Source organism: Mycobacterium heckeshornense (genome assembly GCF_016592155.1).
Lineage (GTDB): Bacteria > Actinomycetota > Actinomycetes > Mycobacteriales > Mycobacteriaceae > Mycobacterium > Mycobacterium heckeshornense.
In genome coordinates this window covers 4,032,709-4,053,476 of the sequence record NZ_AP024237.1, presented here as the reverse complement: position 1 = coordinate 4,053,476, position 20,768 = coordinate 4,032,709, and the positions used below count along the sequence as shown (strand labels likewise).

Sequence of the window (20,768 nt, the reverse complement as noted above, 5' to 3'; positions counted from 1 at the left end):
GTACGCGAAACGAACAGGTGGTTTACTAGGACATCCTAGTAAATGGAGGGGATGGCTGACAACCCGGGGTCGCTGGCCCGGCGGCACCGGCCCCGGCAGGCATGTCGCCTACCTCCGGGCTTTTCGGCTTCTCCGAGAGTGGCTGAGCCGTCACGGCGATCAGCGTGGCGGGCGACCTTCTGGCGGTGGCGGTCTCGGGCCGACACGGTTCACCGGTGGTGAACTTCTCGCCGGCCTCCAGCGTGTTAGCAGCAGGAGGTCGAGATGCCGATACCGCATGCCCCGTCGACTCGCCCGCTTCGGATCCTTGTCGTCGGCGCGGGTGTGGGCGGCCTGTCGGTGGCTCGGGGCTTGTTGCGCGACGGTCATGACGTCACTGTGTTCGAACAGCGGCCTCATCTGACCCCGGGCGGCGGCGCCGTGACCATCTGGCCGAACGGCGCGACGGTGCTGCGGCAGCTGGGTGTCGACATGGAGGGGACCGGCCAGCTGATCTCCACCGTGCGGGTCCACACACTTCGGGGATTTGCGATCACATGTTTGGACGTGACGGCGATCGCGGACCGGCTGGGCGAGCCCGTGCGGATGGTGCCCCGGCGAGTCCTGCTGGAACGGCTGCTGGACGGCTTTCCGGCTGACCGCGTCCGATGCGATGCCCGCGCCGTCACGGTGCTCGACACCGGCACCGGCGCGCGGATCGAGTTCGCCGACGGCAGCTCGGCCGAAGGCGACGTGCTGATCGGCGCGGACGGGGTGCACTCCGTGGTGCGCGAACTCGTTGGCGCACCACGCGCCAGGCCCACCGGCTGGTGCAGCTGGCAGGGACTGGTCACGCTCCCAAACATCGCGGACAAGCACATCGCGCTGATGATGATCGGCGAACACGGAAACCTTGGCCTGTGGCCGGCTGGAGGTTGGGCCGTGCAGTGGTGGTTCGACCTGCCGTGGTCTGCGGACTTTGTCCGACCGCAACGTCCACTCGACATGATCCGATCCAACTTCACCGGATGGGCCGATTGTGTCGATCAGGTACTTGCCACATTGACCGACGAGGATTTGGCCCCGTCGCCGTTCCCGCATTTCCGGCATCCGGTTCCCCATGCGGGCCAAGGCGCGGTGACGTTGCTCGGCGACGCCGCGCATACGATGCCGCCAACGCTTGCGCAAGGAACCAATCAGGCGCTGCTCGACACGATGGTGTTGTGCGAGGCGCTGTCGGATTCCCGTGTCGATGTCCAGGGCGCGCTGCGCTGGTATGAAAACACCCGGCGACGCAAAGTCAAGGCCGTTTCGTGGCTGACCACCCAGCAGGTATCTCACAGCGAAGCTGCGCTGAAACCGATGGCGATGGTTCCGGACCGGTTCATGACGTGGGCACTGACCACATTTCTGCGCTGGACCAGTCACGCCAAGATGTCGGCGCGGATCAGCCGAGACCTCTACACCCGCGACCACCATCCCGTCGTGCCCCTGGTGTCGACGGCGATGAACCAGTCAGGAGGTGTCGAGCATGGAACCGGTGAGCCACCCGGATGAGCCCGTCCGGGTACGAGGTGGTATCGACGCGCCGTCACGCTGGCTCTGGCTTTTCAAGTGGTGCGTGCTGGCCGTGCCGCACTATCCCATCTTGATCCTGCTCTACCTGGTGTATCTGCTGCTGACGGTTGTCGCCGGCGTCGCCGTCTTGTTCACCGGCCGCTACCCGCGCCCTATCTTCGACTTCAACGTCGGGGTGCTGCGCTGGTCGTGGCGAGTCATGAACTACCGATTCCCGATGAACAGCACCGACAAGTATCCGCCTTTCACCCTCGCGTCTCGGCCCGACTACCCGGGCGATCTCGAGGTCGACTACCCGCAACGGCTCAAGAGGTGGGGTGTGCTGGTGAAGTGGTGGCTGTTGGGGCTCCCCCAGATACTCGTCTGCTGGGCGATGGAGCCGCTGCTGCAGCTGGTTTGCGTTATCGCCCCGGTGTGGTTGTTGTCCACCGGCACGGTCTCGCAGGGCATGTTCGATTTTCTGATGGGCATGGTTCGCTGGAGATATCGCGTGGCCGTGTATGTCTCGTTGATGCGTGACGAATATCCGCCGTTCCGAATGGATCTGGGCAGCAGATGAGACGGCGTTATTCGGCGCTGATCGCCGCGATGATGTTCAGCCGGGCGGCGCGCAACGCGGGCGGCACCGACCCGAGCAGGCTGAGCACCAGCGCGCCCGCGGTAAAGGCGACCGCCGCCGGGCTCGGCCGGAAACCTACCGCGAAGTTCATGATGTCCCCGCTGACCAGGCTGTAGAGCCACTGGTCAACCAGGCCGAAAACCAATCCCGAGACGCCACCGACGACACCGATGCCGGCGGCCTCGGCCAGCACCATTCGCAGCGTGAACCGGCGGCTAGATCCCATCGCCCGCAGCACGCCGAGTTCTCGGCGCCGGTCCAGCACCGAAAGCGTCAACGTGTTGAGGACCGCGACGGCGGCGACGAACACCACGATCACCAAGACCGCGTTGGCGATGAACATGCTCTGGTGCAGCGGCGCCTCGAGGCCGGACAGCGCAACATGGCCGTCGTACACATAGTTGGGCGCCGGCACGATGCGGCCCACGTCCGCCAACAGTCGCGCATGATCTACCCCGGGTGCGGCGAAGATCTGCAGTGTCGTCGGCGCCGGTCGGTCGAACCAGGCCCGCATGTGGTCGAGGTCCATCCCGACGGTGCCGATAACGGTCGAGAAGTACGGAACCACGGCCAGCACCGTTGCCCGCCGCGGGCCGTGGGGCGTGGGTAGCCGCAAACCGTCGCCGACCCCGACACCCAGGGTCTTGCCCAGATTTTGGGTGAGCACCACGCCGCGGCCGGCCAGCACCTCGTTGCGTACCTGTTCATCCAGCGCGCGATAGAGCGCATCGTGGCTTCCGCGGGCAAACCCGTCAAGCAGCACGCGCGTGCCACCGACCTCAGCGAACCCGCATGCGCCCTCGACGACCCGTGCTACGCCCGGAACTGCGGCCAGCTTCCCCGTAACACCTTGCGGCAGAACGTCTGTGGGATAGCGGTCAGGAGGATCCGCGCTGACCCACACATCGACACCTGCGACCGGCGCGAAGATGGCCCGGGCTGAGCGGATCATGTCGGTGTTGGTGCCGGTAATCACCACGGTGGTAACGACCGCGATGAGTACGGTCATCACCGTGGCCCATACCCGCCGCGGCGCACGCTCGATCGTGGCCGCCGCCAGTGCCCCGACCGATCCGAACCGTCGAGCGGCCGCGGCGGTGGCCTTGACGATCGGCCCGGTGAGAGCGAAGCCGAGCGCGATCTCGGAACCAAGCAAAGCGAGCGCTGCGACGAACGGGAATGTGCAGTGCCGGCCGAGCGCGAGCAGGATCGAGGCGGCCAGCACCGCGACGGCGCCACACCCGCTTGCGATCCGCAGCCACCGTGGCACGCGGTCGGCAGCTGAAACCCCGACCGGCGCCAGTGCCTCGATCGGGGACACCCGGTATACCTGGCGCGCGGCCATCGCCGAGGCAGCCACGCTGGTGAGCACGGTCGCCGCGAGGGCGGCTGGTATCGCGTGGCCGGGCAGCCAGTACTGCACACGCGCTTCGAGCCCTTGAGTCATTGCCGGTGGCAATCGAGCAATTGCGGTGCGGCCCATGACAATCCCCATACCCGATCCGACAGCGCCGCCGATCAGCCCGAGAACCGCGGCCTCCAGCAGCATGTCACCAACGATGGTTTCGCGTCGCCCGCCGATCGCACGCAGTATCGAGATGACCGGCCGGCGTTGGGCAATCGCCATCGTCATCGTGGTGTAGATCAAAAACGCACCCACCACCAACGCGACCGCCGCGCCGATCAGCGACATGTAGTTCATCAGCTTGACACCGTCGCCAGCGCGGGTTGCCCGCATGCTCGGATCTGCGACGATTGCCCGGCCGTTCACCGCGTTGGTGATCGCGGCGCGGACCGCGGCGCGATCCACGCCCGGTTTCATGGTGACCAGTATCGAGTCGAGTTGGCGTGGCCGACCGGTAATCTGCTGCGCCAAGGGAAGCGGAGCCAGGATGTAGTGTCCGCCGTTGAGCTCTGCCAGTTGCTTTCCCTCCAGCACGGCCGCGACGGTGACCTCCGCTGAGCCCAGCCGAAAGCGCTCGCCTTTCGCATAGCCGACTCCCGGCCCGACCTGGACACCGTTACTCACGCCCGGCGGCGCTGCCGGCGGTGCCCCGACCACATCTTTCAGGGCGCCGCGCAACGCGGCACTCTTCTCGTCCGCGCCGAACAACAACACCGGTCCCGATGGTGTGGACGCAGACGTGCGGATCATCGGTGCCGCGGCGGCAACGCCGCGAACTGCGGCGACATCGGCCGCGACGGTGTCCGGGAATCCCGCGTCGGTGATACCCGATATCTCGAGTGCGGCGATCCCGGCAATCGCGTCGGCCAACCGGTTAACCGACCCGGTGATCGACCCGAAGATGCCGAACACCGCGACCAGATACGTTGCGGCTATTGCCATCACGGTCATCGATGCGATCGTGCGCCGACGGTGTACGACGAGTTCGCGAACGCTGAACAGCCGCAGTCGGCTCCCTGCGGCGATCACCCCGGCGCGGCGTTTGACCACGGGATCACCCGATCGGCGGCTCACGGCCGCGCCGCCCGATCGCGGCGACGTCGACCGTTGGTGGCCCAGAATCGGCCTAGCCCGAGGCGACCCCACACAACGGTGAACTCGTCGGAACCGAGCCGACCGTCCCGCAGGGTGATCACCCGATCAGTCGCCGCGGCGGCGTCTACGTTGTGGGTCACCATCACCACCAGCTGGCCGCGGCCGTCCTCATGCGCCACGTCGGCCAGAAGCTCCAATATCGCGGCACCCGTTGCCGAATCGAGATTGCCGGTCGGTTCGTCGGCCAGGATCAGCGGCGGGTCCATCATCAACGCCCGCGCTATCGCCACCCGCTGCATCTGGCCGCCGGACAGCTCCGCCGGCCGGTGCTCGACGCGGTTGCCGAGCCCGACCCGGTCCAGCAGCCGAACCGCATCGGCTTTGGCCTTGCCCAGCCGCACACCGTCGAGCAGTTTCGGGACCGCCACGTTCTCCCACGCCGACAACGACGGCAGCAGGTTGAAGAACTGGAAGATGAACCCCACGCGGTGATGCCGAAACAGCGACCGCTGCTCGTCGCTGAGACGACCGATCTCCTCGCCGTCGAAGGTGATCGACCCCCAATCGGGGCAGTCCAACGCGCCGAGCAGGTGCAGCAGGGTGCTCTTGCCCGCCCCCGACGGTCCGACCACCGACACGAACTGCCCGCCGCACAGTCGCAGGCTGATGTCGTCGAGTGCCCGCACCGATTGACCGCCGACCCGGTATTCGCGCACCACATTGCGCAGTTGGATGCTCAGCTGGCGGGTTGGCGGATCCGCGTGACCGAACCGTCGCACGGCTCTCCTGCGGTGACGCCGCGCCATTGCGTCCACCATGGCCACGCCTCCTGCGCGATCGACCGTCAGCCTCACGCGAACCCCGCGCCGCAAGGCGCCGGTATCGGATACCACGAGCCGCGCGGGTCCTCGGTTCGACAGCGCTGCGGGGCCGCGGTGAACTCACCACGATCGCCGGTCGTGTTACAGGCATCGTCGCGAAGGAGAACGGGACCGATGTCGCTACCCGCACTTCAGGACATCGTCGCTCACACCGGTACGACCGACCCTATCGACGGTGTCATCCGCATCGAGACCAGCCCCCGCCAGAAGGCCACCCCGATCATCATGGAAATGATGCGGTCGGTGTATCCGCACGACCAGGTGTTCGGCGAGTACTGCACGGTCAACGGATACATCGAATGCCCGCCCGACGAACTGTTCGAGTACATGGCCGACACCCGCAGCCTGGAGGAGTGGACCTACAGCCTGCGTGGTTTCACGCCCACCGACGAGCCCGGCCTGTGGCTCGCCTACGACCGGCTCGGGTCGGAGACCAGGATTTACACACGCACGATTGCCAACGCGCAGGCCCGCACCGTCGACTATCACTGCGCATGGGATCAGGGTAAGCACCTGTGGATGATCTACATGATGCGGGTGGTCGACGCGCAGCTGGTGTTGGACAAACCCGGCTCGGTGGTGTTGTGGACGAACTGCCATCACCCGTTTTACGACCACAATCCCTATCCGGAGACCGCGCCGCCGCAGCGTCCGGTGTGGGTCGGTGACTTCTGGGACATGTTCGGCGCCGGGCACCGGCTGGAGCTGAACAACCTCAAGGCGATTGCCGAATACCGGCACCGTCACGGCCTGCCGATCACCCCGGCCTGGATGCGATGAGCCCGGCGTGAACCCCGCAAAACCGCCGCCCGCAATCTTGGCCCGGGTGCTCGAGCGCATTCGCCACCACCTGTTCCGGCTCTATCAACGCCTGACGCCTGCGCCGGCGGCGATGATGGAGATGATCGTGGCCGCCTGGGTGTCGCAGGCGATCACGGCGGCGGCCCAACTCGGTGTGGCCGATGCCCTCGCCGGCGGCCCGCTGGTCATCGACGAATTGGCGGTGCGGGTGGGCGCGGACGCCGATGCGCTGCGTCGACTGCTGCGGGCGTTGATCAGCCGCGGCATCTTCCGTCACCGCGGTGACGGTCGCTACGAGCTGAATTCTCTTGCCGACACCCTGCGTTCGGATGCACCGGCGTCGATGGCGTGCGCGGCGCGGTTCTACGGCTCGCACGAGCAGCGCAAACGGTGGACCCTGTTGGTGGATTCGGTTCGAACCGGCACGACGGTCGTGCCGACATTGCACGGCAAGGCGAGCTTCGACTACTTCGCCGAGCAGCCCGAGCATGCCGACCTGTTCAACCAGACCATGACAAGTATTTCGGAATTGACGACCGCACCGGTGGTCGCAAGCTATGACTTCAGCGCCTATCCGACGATCGTCGACGTCGGTGGCGGCCAGGGTCAACTACTGGCCGCCATCCTGGCGGCGACCCCGGGTTCGCGGGGCATCCTCTACGACCTGCCGTGGGTGGTTGCGAGCGCCTCGAACCTGTTGCGCGAGCGCAATGTTGCCGACCGGGTATGGGTCGCGGAAGGATCTTTTTTCGACAGCGTCCCATCCGGTGCAGACGCCTACATTCTCAAAAACATCATCCACGACTGGCCCGACGATAAGGCGGTGCAGATCCTGCGCAACGTGCGCGCGGCAGCCGTCCCGGGGACCACGGTATTGCTGATCGAGCTGGTCATTCCCGAGCATGACCGTGACTTCCCCGGGAAGTGGGCGGACCTGGAGATGCTGCTGAATTTGGGCTCGCGCGAACGCACCGCGGCCGAGTACCGGGAGCTGCTCAGCCAAGCTGGATTTCGGATGACACGGGTGGTGCGCACCGCCGCGCCGCTTAGCGTGGTGGAGGCGAGGGCGGGTGACGCCCGGCGCCGTCGGCCTACCCACCAGCGCGCAGCGGCAGATCGTCAGCCACACCAGGCGCGAACGTCGGGCGGGTAGTCATCGAGCGGCCCAAGACCGACACAGCGCTGCCCCGGGGGGTAGTTGACACGGGCGTTGAGCAGATCGCAGGGAATGTAGACCTGTTTGCCTTCGGGAATATTGCTCAGACACAGCGTCGGTGGCTGGGCAGGAGCCTGGGCGGGGGTGACGAGCGTCAGCGCTAACGCGCCGACCACCCCTGCAACACCGCGATAGATCATGGGGACAAACTCCTTTTTGGTGCGGGGGGTGTCTGCGGGTTCGACGGTGCTAACACGATGATTTTGATCGAATCTGCTGGTCGGGTGCGTCGGCCACAGCCTAGGTGGCCCGCAGGTCGGCAATGAACGCCTGGGCGTCGTCCCAGGTGGGCAAGAGTCCGGCCGCACCGACTTCACCAAGCGTCGGCGCGGCGGCGTCGCGGTCTGACAACAGCAATTTGCGGTCAGGCGTTGGCCAGTCGATCGCCAGCGCCGGATCGGTGGCGCAGATGGTGTGCTCACGCTGCGGATTGTATTCCGCAGAACACAAGTACATAACTGTCGAATTGTCCTGCAGTGCAAGGAATCCGTGCGCGAGTCCTTCGGAGATGTACACCGACCTGCGGTCTCGGTCGTCGAGTAGCACCGAGACCCAGCGGCCGAACGTCGGTGAGCCGACGCGGATGTCGACGACCACATCAAATACCGACCCGGACAGGCATGTCACATATTTGGCCTGGCTTGGTGGCAGCTGGGCGAAGTGGAGGCCTCGCAGCACCCCGGCTGATGACACCGAGCAGTTGGCCTGCCGCACGTCGAGGCGGTGGCCGGCGAACGCCGTGAACTCATGGTCGGTGAGCCACTCGAAGAACACGCCGCGCGAGTCGGCGTGCAGCTGCGGCGTGATCTCCCAAGCCCCGGGGATGTCGAGTTCGCGTACCCTCATTGACCGCGTTCTTCGTATCGGGCCTCGACGGCGTCTTTCAGCGGGCCCCACCACGATTCGTTGGCGCGATACCAGTCGATGGTGGCACGCAAGCCTTCCTCGAAGTCGGTATGCTTTGGCGCCCAGCATAACTCGTCGTAAAGCGGTGACGGGTCGATGGCATAGCGCAGGTCGTGTCCAGCGCGGTCGGGCACATGGTCGAAGTCGTCGGGATCGCGGCCCATTATCTGCAACAGCATTCTCAGCACCGACAAGTTGTCATGTTCGCCCTCGGCGCCGATGAGATAGGTGCGCCCGGTTTGGCCCCGTTCCAGGATCCGGCGCACGGCGTCATTGTGGTCTTCGACGTAGATCCAGTCACGGACATTGGCGCCGTTGCCGTAGAGCTTGGGCCGTCGCCCGGTGAGCACGTTGGTGATCTGGCGCGGAATGAACTTTTCCACGTGCTGGTATGGCCCATAGTTGTTGGAGCAGTTGGAAATCGTCGCCCGCACGCCGTATGAGCGCACCCAGGCCCGCACCAGCATGTCGGCTGCGGCCTTGGTCGCCGAGTAGGGGCTCGACGGGTTGTACGGGGTGGATTCGGTGAACCGTCGCGGCTCATCGAGCGCGAGATCGCCGTAGACCTCGTCGGTGGAGACGTGATGCAGCCGCACTTTGTGACGCCGCACCGCCTCTAAGACGGTGAACGTTCCCACGACATTGGCACGCAGAAACGGTTCCGGGTCGGCAAGCGCATTGTCGACGTGGGTTTCGGCGGCGAAATGCACCACCGCGTCGGATTCGGCGACCAACCGGGAAACCAGCTCCGCGTCGGTGACGTCACCTTGCACCAGCCGGATGTCGTCTTCGACCGGAGCCAGTGACTCGCGGCTGCCGGCGTAGGTCAACGCGTCGAGCACCGTCACCGTGTCGTCGGGATGCTCGCGTACCGTGCTGTGCACGAAGTTGGCGCCGATGAAACCAGCGCCCCCGGTGACCAGCAACCGCATGACCAAACCCTAACGAGCCGGTCAGCCCTTCGGCGTCAATCCGAGCGGTCGGGCCAGTTCGCGCAGCGCGCCCACCAGTTCGTCTTCGCCGCCGGCCCCCAGCACCTGGATGGCCACGTGGTCGGCGCCGGCGTCCACATGCTCGTTGAGCCGCGCGGCGATGGCCTCGGGGGTGCCGTATGCGACGACGGCGTCGATCAGCCTGTCGCTGCCGGGCTCGCGCACGTCGTCGTCGCCGAATCCCAGCCGCCGCCAGTTGTTGACGTAGTTACGCAAGCCCAGGTAGAAGCCGACGGTTTGGCGGCCGATGCGGCGAGCTTTATCGACGTCGTCGGTGAGTACCACTTTGTGTTCGGGGGCCAAGAACACCGAGTTGCCGACCAGGTCCCGCGCCGCGGCGGTGTGCTCGGGGGTGGTCAGATACGGGTGGGCGCCCGCGCTCCGCTGCGCTGAGAGTTTCAGCACCCGGGGACCCAGGGCGGCAAGCACCCGTCGGCTAGTGGGCACCGATGCGGCGTCGAGTTCATCGAGATAGTCGACCAGCGCGTCGTAGGGCTTGCGGTAGTTGTCACTGTGCTCGGGGTGACCGACCCCGATGCCGAGCAGGAATCGCCCCGGGTAGTTCGCCTCGACGCGGTGATAGGACTGCGCGACGGCCGCGGCGGGTGCCGACCAGATATTGACGATCCCGGTGGCCAGCTGCAGTGAGCTGGTCCGGGCCGCGGCGGGTTCGACCCATGCCAGATCCGCGTCCGGTGAGCCGCCGACCCAGGCCGCGCCGTAGCCCAGCGCTTCGATCTGCTCGGCGAGGTCGGCGGTGATACGGCGGGTGCCCAGCCACACGCCGAACCGGCCAACCGCGGGTTTGAGGGAAACAGCGTCGGTCATAGCGCTCCTGGTTAAGCGTCGGGGGCCAGGCCGAGCGGCCCGGCGAGTGCGGCCAGCGCCGCGACCAGCTTGTCACCCCGGGTGAGGACCTGGACGGCGACATGGTCGGCACCGGCGTCGAGGTGCTGCTTGAGCCGTGCAGCGATGACGTCAGGGGTGCCGTAGGCGACCAGCGCGTCGACCAGCCGGTCGCTGCCCGGGCGGGTGATGTCGTCGTCGCTGAAGCCCAGCCGCTTCCAGTTGTTGCGGTAGTTTGCCAGGTTGAAATAGATGTCGAGCGCCTTGCGCCCGACCTGACGTGCCTGGTCAGCGTCGGTGGTCAGCACCACCTTGTGCTCGGGGGCCAAGAACGCCGACGGGCCGATCAGCTCGCGGGCCTGCGCCGTGTGTTCGGGAGTGGTCAAGTAGGGGTGTGCTCCGGCGCTGCGCTGTGCGGAAAGCTTCAGCACCCGCGGACCCAGCGCAGCCACCACCCGGCGGTTTGCCGGCACGCCGTGCCGCTCGAGCCGGTCCAGGTACTGCGTCAGCGCCTCGTATGGTCGGCGATATTCGGCGTGCGCCTCGGGGTGGCCGACACCGATACCCAGCAGGAAGCGGCCCGGATAGGCACTGTCGATGCGATGGAACGACTCGGCGACCGCGTCGGCGGGCGCGGTCCAGATGTTGACGATGCCCGTGGCCACCCGCAGCGTCGTCGTCTGCTCGAGAATGGGTTCCACCCACTCCAGCTCCGCGGGCGGTGAGCCGCCCACCCACACGGCTCCGTAGCCGAGCGACTCGATTTCCTTGGCTTGCTCAGGGGTGACGCCGCGACCGAAGGATCCGAAGCGACCGAGGTTGGGTTTACCGGCTGCAGAGTTGGTCATGGTTGCTCCAACCGGTGGGCCGAGGAGCGATATTCCGCCCAGGTCGCAGGCCGTAGCAGTCCGCCGCACCCGGTGGGCGCCAATTTTGTTCCAGCGCGACAAAGCGAGTATCGTTGAATTCCGGTGCGGCGTCCGTACCGGCTCTTTGCTGTGCGCAATCTGGGAATTTCGCCGGAATTTCCTGCGATCGGCTCACGTTTTGCAGTCGGTGCCGATGCTGCACCGAACGGGCGGAGCGATGAGGAGGATCGCCGGAAGCTTATGGCGAAGAAAGACGGTGCCATCGAGGTCGAGGGCCGGGTGGTCGAACCGTTGCCCAACGCGATGTTTCGCATCGAGCTGGAAAACGGCCACAAGGTGCTCGCCCACATCAGCGGCAAGATGCGGCAGCACTACATCCGCATCCTGCCCGAGGACCGGGTGGTCGTGGAGCTGTCGCCCTACGACCTGTCCCGGGGCCGCATCGTGTACCGGTACAAGTAACCCCGCGCGCCCGAGACCCCACGTCAACGACCGAGAACGACAGAACAGGATCGACAACGCCGTGAAGGTGAACCCGAGCGTCAAGCCGATGTGCGACAAGTGCAGGGTGATCCGCCGGCATGGGCGGGTCATGGTGATCTGCCCCGATCCGCGCCACAAGCAGCGGCAGGGTTAGCCGCGTCAGACAACTGAATGCAGACCTCCCAGTACCTGTGAGCGGACGGGCCGCTCATCGCGCCCGGACGGAGGCCGGGCCCCGCAAGCTGGCGGGATGGACTGGGACCAGACCTCCGCGAAGAAACGAGGAATGCCACCCATGGCTCGACTTGTCGGCGTCGATCTGCCGCGCGATAAGCGCATGGAGATCGCCCTGACCTATATCTACGGCATCGGCCGGAGCCGCTCCAACGAGATCCTGGCCGCGACCGGCATCGACCGGGATCTACGCACCAAGGACCTCACCGATGACCAGCTGGCCAAGCTGCGCGACTACATCGAAGGCAACCTGAAGGTGGAGGGCGACCTGCGCCGCGAGGTGCAGGCCGACATTCGCCGCAAGATCGAGATCGGCTGCTATCAGGGCTTGCGTCACCGGCGCGGGCTGCCCGTGCGCGGCCAGCGGACCAAGACCAACGCGCGCACCCGCAAGGGACCCAAGCGCACCATCGCCGGCAAGAAGAAGGCCAGGTAAACCATGCCACCGAAGAAGACCACCGCGGCGCCCAAGAAGGGCCAGAAGCCTCGCCGGCGGGAGAAGAAGAACGTTCCGCACGGGGCCGCACACATCAAGAGCACGTTCAACAACACCATCGTCACGATCACCGACCCGCAAGGCAACGTCATCGCGTGGGCGTCCTCGGGCCACGTCGGCTTCAAGGGCTCGCGCAAGTCGACACCGTTCGCCGCCCAGCTGGCCGCGGAGAACGCCGCCCGCAAAGCCCAGGAGCACGGGATGCGCAAGGTCGACGTGTTCGTCAAGGGCCCGGGCTCGGGCCGGGAGACCGCGATCCGATCGCTGCAGGCCGCGGGCCTGGAGGTCGGCGCGATTGCCGACGTGACTCCCCAGCCGCACAATGGCTGCCGTCCACCCAAGCGTCGCCGGGTCTAGCAGGAGAGACGTAGGAGATGGCTCGTTACACCGGACCTGTTACCCGCAAATCGCGCCGGCTGCGCACCGACCTCGTCGGCGGCAGCCAGGCCTTCGAGAAACGCCCTTACCCGCCCGGCCAGCACGGTCGTGCGCGGATCAAAGAGAGCGAGTATCTGCTGCAGCTGCAGGAGAAGCAGAAGGCCCGCTTCACCTACGGCGTGATGGAAAAACAGTTCCGCCGCTACTACGAAGAGGCAGTGCGCCGTCCGGGCAAGACCGGCGAGGAACTGCTGCGGATCCTGGAGAGCCGACTCGACAATGTGGTCTACCGCGCCGGGCTGGCCCGGACCCGCCGGCACGCCCGCCAGCTGGTCAGCCATGGCCACTTCCTGGTCAACGGGGTGAAGGTCAATATCCCCAGCTACCGGGTCTCGCAATACGACATCATCGACGTGCGGGAGAAGTCGCTGAACACCGTGCCGTTTCAGATCGCCCGCGAGACCGCCGGGGAGCGGCCGGTTCCCAGCTGGTTGCAGGTGGTGGGGGAGCGCCAACGCATCCTGATCCACCAGCTGCCGGAGCGATCGCAGATCGACGTCCCGCTGTCCGAACAGCTCATCGTCGAGTACTACTCGAAGTAATACCTGCCGCACCGCCGGTGCGGATTTAACGGCATCAAATGGCGGGTGCCGAGAAGGAGATGAAAGAACACCATGCTGATCTCACAGCGACCAACCCTGTCCGAAGAGGTCATCAGCGACAACCGTTCGCAGTTCGTCATCGAGCCCCTAGAGCCGGGATTCGGCTACACGCTCGGTAACTCGCTGCGCCGCACGCTGCTGTCGTCCATTCCCGGCGCGGCCGTCACCAGCATCCGCATCGACGGCGTGCTGCACGAGTTCACCACCGTGCCCGGCGTCAAGGAAGACGTCACCGACATCATCTTGAACCTCAAGGGTCTCGTGGTGTCCTCCGAGGAGGACGAGCCGGTGACGATGTATCTGCGCAAGCAGGGTCCCGGTGAGGTCACCGCCGGTGACATCGTGCCGCCGGCCGGTGTCACGGTGCACAACCCCGACATGCACATCGCGACGCTCAACGACAAGGGCAAGCTCGAGATCGAGCTTGTCGTCGAACGCGGGCGCGGCTATGTGCCAGCGGTGCAGAACAAGGCGTCGGGTGCAGAAATCGGTCGCATCCCAGTCGATTCCATCTACTCGCCAGTGCTCAAGGTCACCTACAAGGTGGAGGCCACCCGCGTCGAGCAGCGCACCGACTTCGACAAGCTGATCCTGGACGTCGAAACCAAGAGCTCGATCACCCCGCGGGATGCGCTCGCCTCGGCCGGTAAGACCCTGGTCGAATTGTTCGGGCTGGCACGCGAACTCAACGTCGAAGCCGAAGGCATCGAGATCGGACCGTCGCCGGCGGAGGCCGACCACATCGCGGCGTTCGCGCTGCCGATCGACGACCTGGATCTGACGGTGCGCTCCTACAACTGCCTCAAGCGGGAAGGCGTGCATACTGTCGGCGAACTGGTGTCGCGTACGGAGTCCGACCTGCTTGACATCCGTAACTTCGGCCAGAAGTCGATCGACGAGGTCAAGGTCAAGCTGCACCAGTTGGGTCTGTCGCTCAAGGACAGTCCGGCCAGCTTCGACCCGTCGCAGGTCGCCGGCTACGACGCTGCCACGGGCACGTGGTCCAACGACGGCGGCTACGACGATCAGGACTACGCCGAGACCGAACAGCTCTAACGGACACACACCAAGGGAGCCCAGCAATGCCCAAGCCCACCAAGGGTCGTCACCTCGGCGGATCGTCGTCGCATCAGAAGGCGATCCTGGCCAACCTGGCCACCGCGTTGTTTGAGCATGGCCGGATCAAGACCACCGAACCAAAGGCGCGGGCGTTGCGGCCATACGCCGAAAAGCTGATCACCCACGCCAAGAAGGGCACGCTGCACAATCGGCGCGAGGTGCTCAAGAAGATCCGCGACAAGGACGTGGTGCACACCTTGTTCGCCGAGATCGGGCCGCACTTCGCCGACCGCAACGGCGGCTACACCCGCATCATCAAGGTCGAGCCCCGCAAGGGCGATAACGCCCCGATGGCGGTGATCGAGCTGGTGCGGGAGAAGACGGTGACCGCGGAGGCTAATCGGGCCCGGCGGGTGGCTGCTGCGCAGGCCAAGACCAAGCAGGCGGCGGCCGCGGCGGCTCCACCGGCGGCGGTCGAACCGGACGCGGTTGCGGACACCCCGGCGCAGGCCGCTGACAGCCAGCCCAAAGCTGAGGAGCCCCCGGCAGATTCCGGGGAGTCCTAAAGACACGATGAACGTGCCCGCCATCGATGATGGTAGCGGCCACGTTCGCCTTCGGCTCGATATAGCCTACGACGGAACCGATTTCGCTGGCTGGGCGGTGCAAGCGGGTCAACGCACCGTTGCCGGCGTGGTCGGCGAGGCGCTGTCGACGGTATTTAGGACGCCGGTGCGGCTGCACGGTGCCGGGCGGACCGACACCGGTGTGCACGCGACCGGACAGGTTGCCCACGTCGATGTCCCGGTCGACGCGTTGTCCCATGCCTACCCGCGTTCGCCGCGGCGCAGCGAACCCGAATTCCTGCCGCTGGTACGGCGTCTGGGCCGGTTCCTGCCCAGCGATGTGCGGGTCCGCGATATCGGCCGCGCGCCAAAGGGATTCGACGCCAGGTTCTCAGCGCTACGGCGTCACTACCGCTACCGGTTGTCGACGGCACCCTACGGGGCGGAGCCACAGCAAGCTCGATATGTCATGGCGTGGCCGCGTGAGCTGGACATCGACGCCATGGCCGCGGCGTCGCGAGAGCTGGTGGGGCTGCACGACTTCGCCGCATTCTGCCGCCAGCGCGCCGGTGCCACCACCATCCGTGACCTGCAGCGGTTGGACTGGTCACGCGATGGGCATCTGATCACCGCGGATGTCACCGCTGACGCCTTCTGCTGGTCGATGGTGCGTTCCCTGGTCGGGGCGCTGCTGGCGGTCGGTGAACACCGGCGCAGCACCGCCTGGTGTCGCGACCTGCTGACATCGACGCGCCGGGCGAGCGATTTCACCGCCGCTCCGGCTCGGGGTTTGACGCTGGTGGGAGTGGACTATCCGCCCGACGACGAACTCGAAGCGCGCATGCTCGTCACGCGCGATCTGCGTGATCCGGACGAGCTTGGCTAGCGGACTCCTGCGGCGGCGGCCCGGCGCAGGAGGCCACCGTCGGCCACGGCTAGAGCCTTGCGGCGATGAAATCCGCTGCCTGATCGACCATTCCGGCTTTGATGTAGGCGGGCGCCAGATGCTCAGGCCAGTTGTTGGACCAGGTTTTGGGATCGGCCGGGTTGCAGACAGGGTCGGCGCCGTGGCACAGCTCAATGGTCCGGTCGTTGTAGATCGGGTTGAAGGTGGTGATCGGTCCCACCCATTGGGTCCCGTTGCCGAACAGGGCGACCGCGGCGACGTGCTCATCGGTGCCCGGCGGGAGGGGATTGGTGAAACCCAACATCGGACCGGGGGCCGCGAGCACAACGTCGGTGACGGCAGCGCCAAGCGAGTAACCGCCGAGCACCAGCCGCGTGTCCGGGCAGTTGGCGGCCATGTATTGGACGTGGGTGCTCATGTCGTTGGCGCCGCGGACCACATCGGCATTCGCCGCATAGTTGACCGCATAGACGCCGATGTTCTTGCCGGACACCCGCGACCGCAGCGCGCTGACCAGCGCGGTGCCGATCTGGCCGGTGCCGGGCGGCTCGAGACGGCCGCGGGCGAACACGACCTGAACATCCGGGCACGATGCGGCGTGAGCCGACGGTATGAGTGCGAACGGTGGGATTGCCAGTGCGGCTGCGATCAGCAGCCACGGCAACGCCGAGGCCGGACGAAAACTCATGCCCGATCTATCGGACACCTCGACCCGCGCGTTACCGGACGCCAGTTGGCGACGAGACGTTGGATCCCATGGCCGAACCCGGGCCCGGCGGCGCCGCCGGGCCGGGCAGGGTGCTCGGCCCGGGCAACGAGCTCGGGCCCGCGGTGAGGAGCTTTGCCGCGATGTACGTCGCCGCCTGGGTGGTGTACGTGGGTACGTAGCCGTCGGTGTGATCGCTCCATTCGTTGCCCGGACCCGCGTGGCAGATCGGGTCGCCGGGGTTGCACAGGTCGATGGCCTTGGACCCCAGCAGTTGGCTCTGGCTGGAAATCGGGCTGCCCGATCGGTCGGCGATATTGCCGAAAGTGGCGAGCGCCGCGATGTTATCGACGTACTGCGGAGGCAGCGAACTGCCCCAGGTGACGCCACCCACCGGCACCCCGGCCACGATGTCCATCACCGACGCACCCTGCGAGTACCCGCCCAGCACGATCTTGGTGTTCGGGCACGCTTGGACCACGTCCTTGACGCGCGAAATGGTGTCGTTGGCGCCGTCGCCGCCGCCCAGCTGGAGCTTGCCGGCGGGATACTTCACCCCGTAGGCATCGACGTTCAACCCGGTCTGCTGCCTCAGCGAATCGACCAGCGCCTGGCCAACGCGCCCGACACCGGGCGGCTCGCTGGTGCCGCGGGCGAAGATCACTTCGACGTCCGGGCAATCCACTGCGACGGCCGAGGGCACCGTGCGCGGACCCGGGGCCAACAGCATGACACCGGCCGCCAGCACGGCAGTGGCGCCCAGCCCGGCCCAGTGAACGGCCGACCGCCGACGGTGCCGAGATAAGTCGCGGTTGTGCACGGGAAGATGCTACCGGGTGAGTGCAACCGCGGCTGCCCGAGCCGCTCGACGGCCCGCCTTGTGGATCGGCGCGACGGCCGTCGCCGGCGTTTTGCCTATCGTGGCGGGGAACCGGAGTGGAGGAGATCCACATGGCATGGCAACCGACAACGCGGCTGCACGTCAGCGGATATCGATTCCTGCTGCGCCGCCTCGAATGCGCGTTGCTGCGGCGGAGCCTGTACGCGGTCAACGAACCCATCCGCGCACGCCCGGCATCGCTGGCGCTTGGCTGCCTGCTGGCGGCCATCATCGCGGCCGCATGCGCGGTTCTTACGCTCCTGCGGCCACAGCCGGCGCTCGGTGATGCGTCGGCGCCACACCCCCCGAGGGGCCGGAGCCCAGCCGAGCAGATGCTTCAGCCACGCGTGATGTCGTCGTGGCCACCCCTGGTGTGGCCCGACTGGGTCCGCGGCCGAGGTAGCCGCGCCGCCACGGCGCCGGTGCTGACCGCCGCCGTCAGCACCAAAAAGCAGATTGTCGCGCCGGTGAGCGCGACGCCTTTTGCGACGCGGTCAGCCGGCGGCGGGATCGTGGTCGACCGCTCACGCGGCCTGCTGGTGGCAGTCGGCGGCGCATCGGTGCTGACCGCGGCCACCACATCGATAACCCCGTTGCCCACCACGGGATCCCATCCGCCTGGCGGGTGATGTGCGGTGGCCTCGATGCGTTGGACGACCTGTCGTGCGGTCAACGCCGGGAAGCGCGCCCGGATCAGCGCCGCCACCCCGCTGACCACTGGGGCGGAATAACTAGTACCGGATAGTGGCGCTGGACCATGTTGCGCGGCAACGCAATTCACTACGCGGTCACCGACAGTGCCAAGCGATGTCACCGCTTCCCCCGGGGCTGCAACATCGACCCACGGGCCGGCCAGGGTGAAGGCTGACGGCGCACCACGCGCGTTCACCGAACCCACCGTCAGGACATACTCGTCGTACCAGGCCGGGCTGACGGCGACCGCGGCGGTGTCCCAGGTTGGTTGGGCCGATTGCGCGGGGCATTGCCCTGTGCTGCCGGTGTTTCCCGCTGCGGCGACCACCACGGCGTTCTTCACGTCGACCGCGTAAGCCAGCGCGGCCCCTAACGACCGGTCGTCGAGCGCGGCCCCGGCCGGCAGGCAAGCGACCGAGGAAATGTTGATCACCGACGCGCCCAAATCGGCCGCGGTCCGCACGGCCCTGGCCATGGTGTCCACGTCGCCGACACCGATGCCGGATCTTTCAGCGACCGGACCGTACTTGGTGCTGGACTGGCGGATGCTGATAACCGTGGATTCCGGTGCCACACCGCTGAGCTGGTCGCGAGCTTTGGAATCTGGTCGTGCCGCGATGATTCCCGCGACAATGGTGCCGTGCCCGTCGCAGTCCTGTGTGCCGTCGCCGGTGAACACGTAGTCACCACCGGCCACCAGGTGGGGTAACCGGTGGTGCGGCGAGACGCCGGTGTCGATGACGGCAACCCGCTGCCCGGCGCCACGCGTGAGCTTCCAAACCTGCGGTAAGTCAAGGCCCGCCAGCTGATTGGACTTATCCACACTGCCGAGGCGAGGGTCTGCGCCCGGCACCGTGCACAGCTCGCGCTGCACGGTGGGCTGCGGCGGCGCCGGCGGCGCGGAATCGGGCAGCCGACTGTGGTCGATCGGTGCCGGCGAGACCGCGTATGCCGGAGATGCCACACCTGGGCAAAGTGCAACCAGCGCCATAAGAACGGCAATGCGTTGCACCCTTGCACTCATCGCAGGCTCAGGCCTCGCACGGCGCTGTACAACCCGCACAACCAGCAGGCCAGCGGCACGATCGCGGCTAGCGCGAGGTACTCCAGCACTTCGACGCTGCGCCGCGCGACGGGTGAGGGTGTAACTGACGGCGCGACGAATCCGAGGTACAGCGCGGCGGCGACCAGCACCGCTGCGGTTGCGGTGATCCATTCCAGCCGCGGTACGGCAGCGGCGGCAGCAACGAAAGCTGCGGTGAGCGCCACAGTTCCACTCACGACGAGCATCAGGGTTCGGACCAGGTCGACGTCGGAGCGGGCCCGTGAGAGCAGCGCCGCTGCGGTGAGCACGGCGAACGTGATGCGAGCGATGGGCATTTCGCCGACCTCGTGTACGCCGATCACCGCACCCGCCGCCGCCGACACCGACGACGCGGCGACCAGGCTGGTCAACCAGTCGTCGGCGCGAATCGCCCTGTCCGACAGTCGATCCGGCAGCGTGCCGGTGGCAGCGTCGTCGCGTGAAGGCAGTCGCGGCGATAACCCCGCCACCGCGATCGATAGCCGCGGCGACGCCTCGAGCAAAGCCAGCGACACCACGGCCGACGCCGCTGCGACCGCGGGCCGAGGTGTTGACGTGATCACACACACCAGTGCGCTCACGGCGCAGCCGATGGCGCAACATGCGGTGGCGGTGAACGCCACGGCGCCGCATCCGGTTACCCGCAGCGCGAGCCCCGCGGCAGCGGCCGCCGCCGCCGCGGCGAGCAGCAGGTTTGGTGCCGCAGGGCCGTTGGGTACGGCGAGTAGTCCTGCGGCGGCCGCAAATCCGGTTGCTATCAGACCGAGAGTCAGTGCGGCGATGCGATCGCGGTACACGCGGTTGGCTATCGCCGCCGCCAGCAGCGCGGCGCAACTGACGAGCACCGCAACGCCGGCCGCGACGAGGCTGCGCTGGGCGTCGTTGGCGGTGAAGGCGGCGCGGACCAGCGCCAGGGCGCCGATGGCGGCCAGCCAGCCAGCGGTCAAGGCCGCGGTGAGTCGGCTCGCCTGCCGTGTCCACGATCGCCCCGTCTCGGCAAGCGTGCACGCTGCCGCCTCCGCCGCATCGTCGAATCGCGGCGGCGGCAGCTCGGCTGCCGAACGCGTCAGGACAAGCGCGGTCCCGTCCCGAATGCCGTACTGGGCCAACGTCTTCGACGAAGACATCACCGGTCCGCCCACGCGGGAAAGCTGGTAGCGGACCGCGGTCGTGGGGTCGTGCCGGCCATCCGGGGTCGCCACCATGTCCACGATCGGCGGTATGAGCGTCGCGATGGGCTGAGCCGCCGGCAACGCCAGGTCGACGTCGACGCCGTCGACGTGCACCGAAACCCGGCACAGGCTGGCCTCCGACACCACCATTCCCTTCGCATCACGTGTTCTCGTCGAGCCGGGACGGTAGTGCGTTAGCCGTCTCGATGCGTTCAGTCATTCACAGCTGACTTGTCGAGGGTCGAGGTGCCGCATACGGTG

The 20,768-nt window shown here is 66.8% G+C and carries 23 protein-coding genes and 1 pseudogene; 13 read left to right on the top strand and 11 right to left on the bottom strand.

Annotated features, from left to right (window positions below):
• Positions 1-264 precede the first annotated feature (264 nt).
• Both MHEC_RS19535 and MHEC_RS19530 read left to right on the top strand, forming a co-directional pair.
• A complete protein-coding gene (locus MHEC_RS19535) occupies positions 265-1,536 on the top strand; it encodes an FAD-dependent oxidoreductase (RefSeq protein ID WP_071700268.1) in 1,272 nt (423 codons plus the stop codon).
• Positions 1,511-2,116, top strand: a complete 606-nt coding sequence (locus MHEC_RS19530) for a DUF4389 domain-containing protein (protein ID WP_048890226.1) — start codon at positions 1,511-1,513, stop codon at positions 2,114-2,116. The genes MHEC_RS19535 and MHEC_RS19530 overlap by 26 nt, the downstream gene beginning before the upstream one ends.
• 7 nt (positions 2,117-2,123) lie before the next feature.
• Here the strand turns inward: MHEC_RS19530 and MHEC_RS19525 are convergent, their stop codons facing one another.
• Entirely contained in the window at positions 2,124-4,655 is a 2,532-nt protein-coding gene (locus MHEC_RS19525) for an FtsX-like permease family protein (RefSeq protein WP_082169595.1), read from the bottom strand.
• Entirely contained in the window at positions 4,652-5,404 is a 753-nt protein-coding gene (locus tag MHEC_RS19520; protein WP_372507329.1) for an ABC transporter ATP-binding protein, read from the bottom strand. The genes MHEC_RS19525 and MHEC_RS19520 overlap by 4 nt, the downstream gene beginning before the upstream one ends.
• Positions 5,405-5,671: 267 nt before the next feature.
• Between MHEC_RS19520 and MHEC_RS19515 the strand changes: the two genes are divergently transcribed.
• Complete coding sequence (locus tag MHEC_RS19515; RefSeq protein ID WP_048890225.1) at positions 5,672-6,337, top strand: hypothetical protein; 666 nt, start codon at positions 5,672-5,674, stop codon at positions 6,335-6,337.
• Between the two features lie 7 nt (positions 6,338-6,344).
• Positions 6,345-7,511 carry an acetylserotonin O-methyltransferase gene (locus tag MHEC_RS19510; RefSeq protein WP_235434739.1) on the top strand — a complete coding sequence of 389 codons (1,167 nt, stop codon included), beginning with the start codon at positions 6,345-6,347 and terminating at the stop codon, positions 7,509-7,511.
• Here MHEC_RS19510 and MHEC_RS19505 read toward each other — a convergent pair.
• The 5 genes from MHEC_RS19505 to MHEC_RS19485 form a co-directional block, all read right to left on the bottom strand.
• Positions 7,478-7,714, bottom strand: a complete 237-nt coding sequence (locus MHEC_RS19505) for a hypothetical protein (RefSeq protein ID WP_048890224.1) — start codon at positions 7,712-7,714, stop codon at positions 7,478-7,480. The genes MHEC_RS19510 and MHEC_RS19505 overlap by 34 nt on opposite strands.
• A gap of 100 nt (positions 7,715-7,814) precedes the next feature.
• Positions 7,815-8,420: a dTDP-4-dehydrorhamnose 3,5-epimerase gene (rfbC, locus tag MHEC_RS19500; RefSeq protein WP_048890223.1), complete on the bottom strand. Its 606-nt coding sequence runs from the start codon at positions 8,418-8,420 to the stop codon at positions 7,815-7,817.
• Positions 8,417-9,412, bottom strand: coding sequence for a dTDP-glucose 4,6-dehydratase (gene rfbB, locus MHEC_RS19495; protein ID WP_048890222.1), 996 nt, complete (start codon positions 9,410-9,412; stop codon positions 8,417-8,419). Before rfbB ends, rfbC begins: the two co-directional genes overlap by 4 nt.
• Before the next feature lie 21 nt (positions 9,413-9,433).
• A complete protein-coding gene (locus MHEC_RS19490; protein ID WP_048890221.1) occupies positions 9,434-10,300 on the bottom strand; it encodes an LLM class F420-dependent oxidoreductase in 867 nt (288 codons plus the stop codon).
• Between the two features lie 11 nt (positions 10,301-10,311).
• Positions 10,312-11,166: an LLM class F420-dependent oxidoreductase gene (locus tag MHEC_RS19485; protein ID WP_048890220.1), complete on the bottom strand. Its 855-nt coding sequence runs from the start codon at positions 11,164-11,166 to the stop codon at positions 10,312-10,314.
• 261 nt (positions 11,167-11,427) lie between these two features.
• Here MHEC_RS19485 and infA point away from each other — a divergent pair, with 261 nt between their 5' ends.
• The 8 genes from infA (at position 11,428) to truA (ending at position 15,951) form a co-directional block, all read left to right on the top strand.
• Entirely contained in the window at positions 11,428-11,649 is a 222-nt protein-coding gene (gene infA / locus MHEC_RS19480; RefSeq protein ID WP_003418601.1) for a translation initiation factor IF-1, read from the top strand.
• Between the two features lie 61 nt (positions 11,650-11,710).
• On the top strand, positions 11,711-11,824 hold the full coding sequence (gene rpmJ, locus MHEC_RS19475; RefSeq protein ID WP_048890219.1) for a 50S ribosomal protein L36: 114 nt from the start codon (positions 11,711-11,713) through the stop codon (positions 11,822-11,824).
• A gap of 141 nt (positions 11,825-11,965) precedes the next feature.
• Positions 11,966-12,340, top strand: a complete 375-nt coding sequence (gene rpsM / locus MHEC_RS19470) for a 30S ribosomal protein S13 (RefSeq protein WP_003919292.1) — start codon at positions 11,966-11,968, stop codon at positions 12,338-12,340.
• 3 nt (positions 12,341-12,343) lie between these two features.
• A complete protein-coding gene (rpsK, locus tag MHEC_RS19465; RefSeq protein ID WP_048890218.1) occupies positions 12,344-12,757 on the top strand; it encodes a 30S ribosomal protein S11 in 414 nt (137 codons plus the stop codon).
• Between the two features lie 17 nt (positions 12,758-12,774).
• The gene (gene rpsD / locus MHEC_RS19460) at positions 12,775-13,380 is read left to right on the top strand and encodes a 30S ribosomal protein S4 (RefSeq protein WP_048890217.1); all 606 of its coding nucleotides are present in this window, start codon (positions 12,775-12,777) and stop codon (positions 13,378-13,380) included.
• A gap of 72 nt (positions 13,381-13,452) precedes the next feature.
• The gene (locus MHEC_RS19455) at positions 13,453-14,496 is read left to right on the top strand and encodes a DNA-directed RNA polymerase subunit alpha (RefSeq protein ID WP_048890216.1); all 1,044 of its coding nucleotides are present in this window, start codon (positions 13,453-13,455) and stop codon (positions 14,494-14,496) included.
• Between the two features lie 26 nt (positions 14,497-14,522).
• On the top strand, positions 14,523-15,065 hold the full coding sequence (gene rplQ, locus MHEC_RS19450; protein WP_048890215.1) for a 50S ribosomal protein L17: 543 nt from the start codon (positions 14,523-14,525) through the stop codon (positions 15,063-15,065).
• Positions 15,066-15,072: 7 nt separating this feature from the next.
• The gene (gene truA, locus MHEC_RS19445) at positions 15,073-15,951 is read left to right on the top strand and encodes a tRNA pseudouridine(38-40) synthase TruA (protein WP_048890214.1); all 879 of its coding nucleotides are present in this window, start codon (positions 15,073-15,075) and stop codon (positions 15,949-15,951) included.
• 49 nt (positions 15,952-16,000) lie between these two features.
• On the opposite strand, the gene MHEC_RS19440 is transcribed toward truA, so the two are convergent.
• Positions 16,001-16,660: a cutinase family protein gene (locus tag MHEC_RS19440; RefSeq protein WP_048890213.1), complete on the bottom strand. Its 660-nt coding sequence runs from the start codon at positions 16,658-16,660 to the stop codon at positions 16,001-16,003.
• 31 nt (positions 16,661-16,691) lie between these two features.
• Positions 16,692-17,408, bottom strand: coding sequence for a cutinase family protein (locus tag MHEC_RS19435; protein ID WP_048890355.1), 717 nt, complete (start codon positions 17,406-17,408; stop codon positions 16,692-16,694).
• 221 nt (positions 17,409-17,629) lie between these two features.
• On the opposite strand from MHEC_RS19435, the pseudogene MHEC_RS19430 reads away from it, so the two are divergent.
• A pseudogene (locus MHEC_RS19430) lies at positions 17,630-17,836 on the top strand (type VII secretion protein EccB); the annotation flags it as partial.
• 59 nt (positions 17,837-17,895) lie between these two features.
• On the opposite strand, the gene mycP reads toward MHEC_RS19430, so the two are convergent.
• Together mycP and eccD are read right to left on the bottom strand one after the other, a co-directional pair.
• The gene (gene mycP, locus MHEC_RS19425) at positions 17,896-19,275 is read right to left on the bottom strand and encodes a type VII secretion-associated serine protease mycosin (protein ID WP_048890212.1); all 1,380 of its coding nucleotides are present in this window, start codon (positions 19,273-19,275) and stop codon (positions 17,896-17,898) included.
• Complete coding sequence (gene eccD, locus MHEC_RS19420) at positions 19,272-20,651, bottom strand: type VII secretion integral membrane protein EccD (RefSeq protein WP_160315030.1); 1,380 nt, start codon at positions 20,649-20,651, stop codon at positions 19,272-19,274. Before eccD ends, mycP begins: the two co-directional genes overlap by 4 nt.
• Positions 20,652-20,768 lie beyond the last annotated feature (117 nt).

Bases quoted from the DNA above. Each gene is read 5' to 3' on its own strand.
- MHEC_RS19535 (WP_071700268.1), top strand. From the start codon at position 265: ATGCCGATACCGCATGCCCCGTCGACTCGCCCGCTTCGGATCCTTGTC.
- MHEC_RS19530 (WP_048890226.1), top strand. From the start codon at position 1,511: ATGGAACCGGTGAGCCACCCGGATGAGCCCGTCCGGGTACGAGGTGGT.
- MHEC_RS19515 (WP_048890225.1), top strand. From the start codon at position 5,672: ATGTCGCTACCCGCACTTCAGGACATCGTCGCTCACACCGGTACGACC.
- MHEC_RS19505 (WP_048890224.1), bottom strand. From the start codon at position 7,714: ATGATCTATCGCGGTGTTGCAGGGGTGGTCGGCGCGTTAGCGCTGACG.
- rfbC (WP_048890223.1), bottom strand. From the start codon at position 8,420: ATGAGGGTACGCGAACTCGACATCCCCGGGGCTTGGGAGATCACGCCG.
- rfbB (WP_048890222.1), bottom strand. From the start codon at position 9,412: ATGCGGTTGCTGGTCACCGGGGGCGCTGGTTTCATCGGCGCCAACTTC.
- MHEC_RS19490 (WP_048890221.1), bottom strand. From the start codon at position 10,300: ATGACCGACGCTGTTTCCCTCAAACCCGCGGTTGGCCGGTTCGGCGTG.
- MHEC_RS19485 (WP_048890220.1), bottom strand. From the start codon at position 11,166: ATGACCAACTCTGCAGCCGGTAAACCCAACCTCGGTCGCTTCGGATCC.
- infA (WP_003418601.1), top strand. From the start codon at position 11,428: ATGGCGAAGAAAGACGGTGCCATCGAGGTCGAGGGCCGGGTGGTCGAA.
- rpsM (WP_003919292.1), top strand. From the start codon at position 11,966: ATGGCTCGACTTGTCGGCGTCGATCTGCCGCGCGATAAGCGCATGGAG.
- rpsK (WP_048890218.1), top strand. From the start codon at position 12,344: ATGCCACCGAAGAAGACCACCGCGGCGCCCAAGAAGGGCCAGAAGCCT.
- rpsD (WP_048890217.1), top strand. From the start codon at position 12,775: ATGGCTCGTTACACCGGACCTGTTACCCGCAAATCGCGCCGGCTGCGC.
- MHEC_RS19455 (WP_048890216.1), top strand. From the start codon at position 13,453: ATGCTGATCTCACAGCGACCAACCCTGTCCGAAGAGGTCATCAGCGAC.
- rplQ (WP_048890215.1), top strand. From the start codon at position 14,523: ATGCCCAAGCCCACCAAGGGTCGTCACCTCGGCGGATCGTCGTCGCAT.
- truA (WP_048890214.1), top strand. From the start codon at position 15,073: ATGAACGTGCCCGCCATCGATGATGGTAGCGGCCACGTTCGCCTTCGG.
- MHEC_RS19440 (WP_048890213.1), bottom strand. From the start codon at position 16,660: ATGAGTTTTCGTCCGGCCTCGGCGTTGCCGTGGCTGCTGATCGCAGCC.
- MHEC_RS19435 (WP_048890355.1), bottom strand. From the start codon at position 17,408: ATGCTGTTGGCCCCGGGTCCGCGCACGGTGCCCTCGGCCGTCGCAGTG.
- mycP (WP_048890212.1), bottom strand. From the start codon at position 19,275: ATGAGTGCAAGGGTGCAACGCATTGCCGTTCTTATGGCGCTGGTTGCA.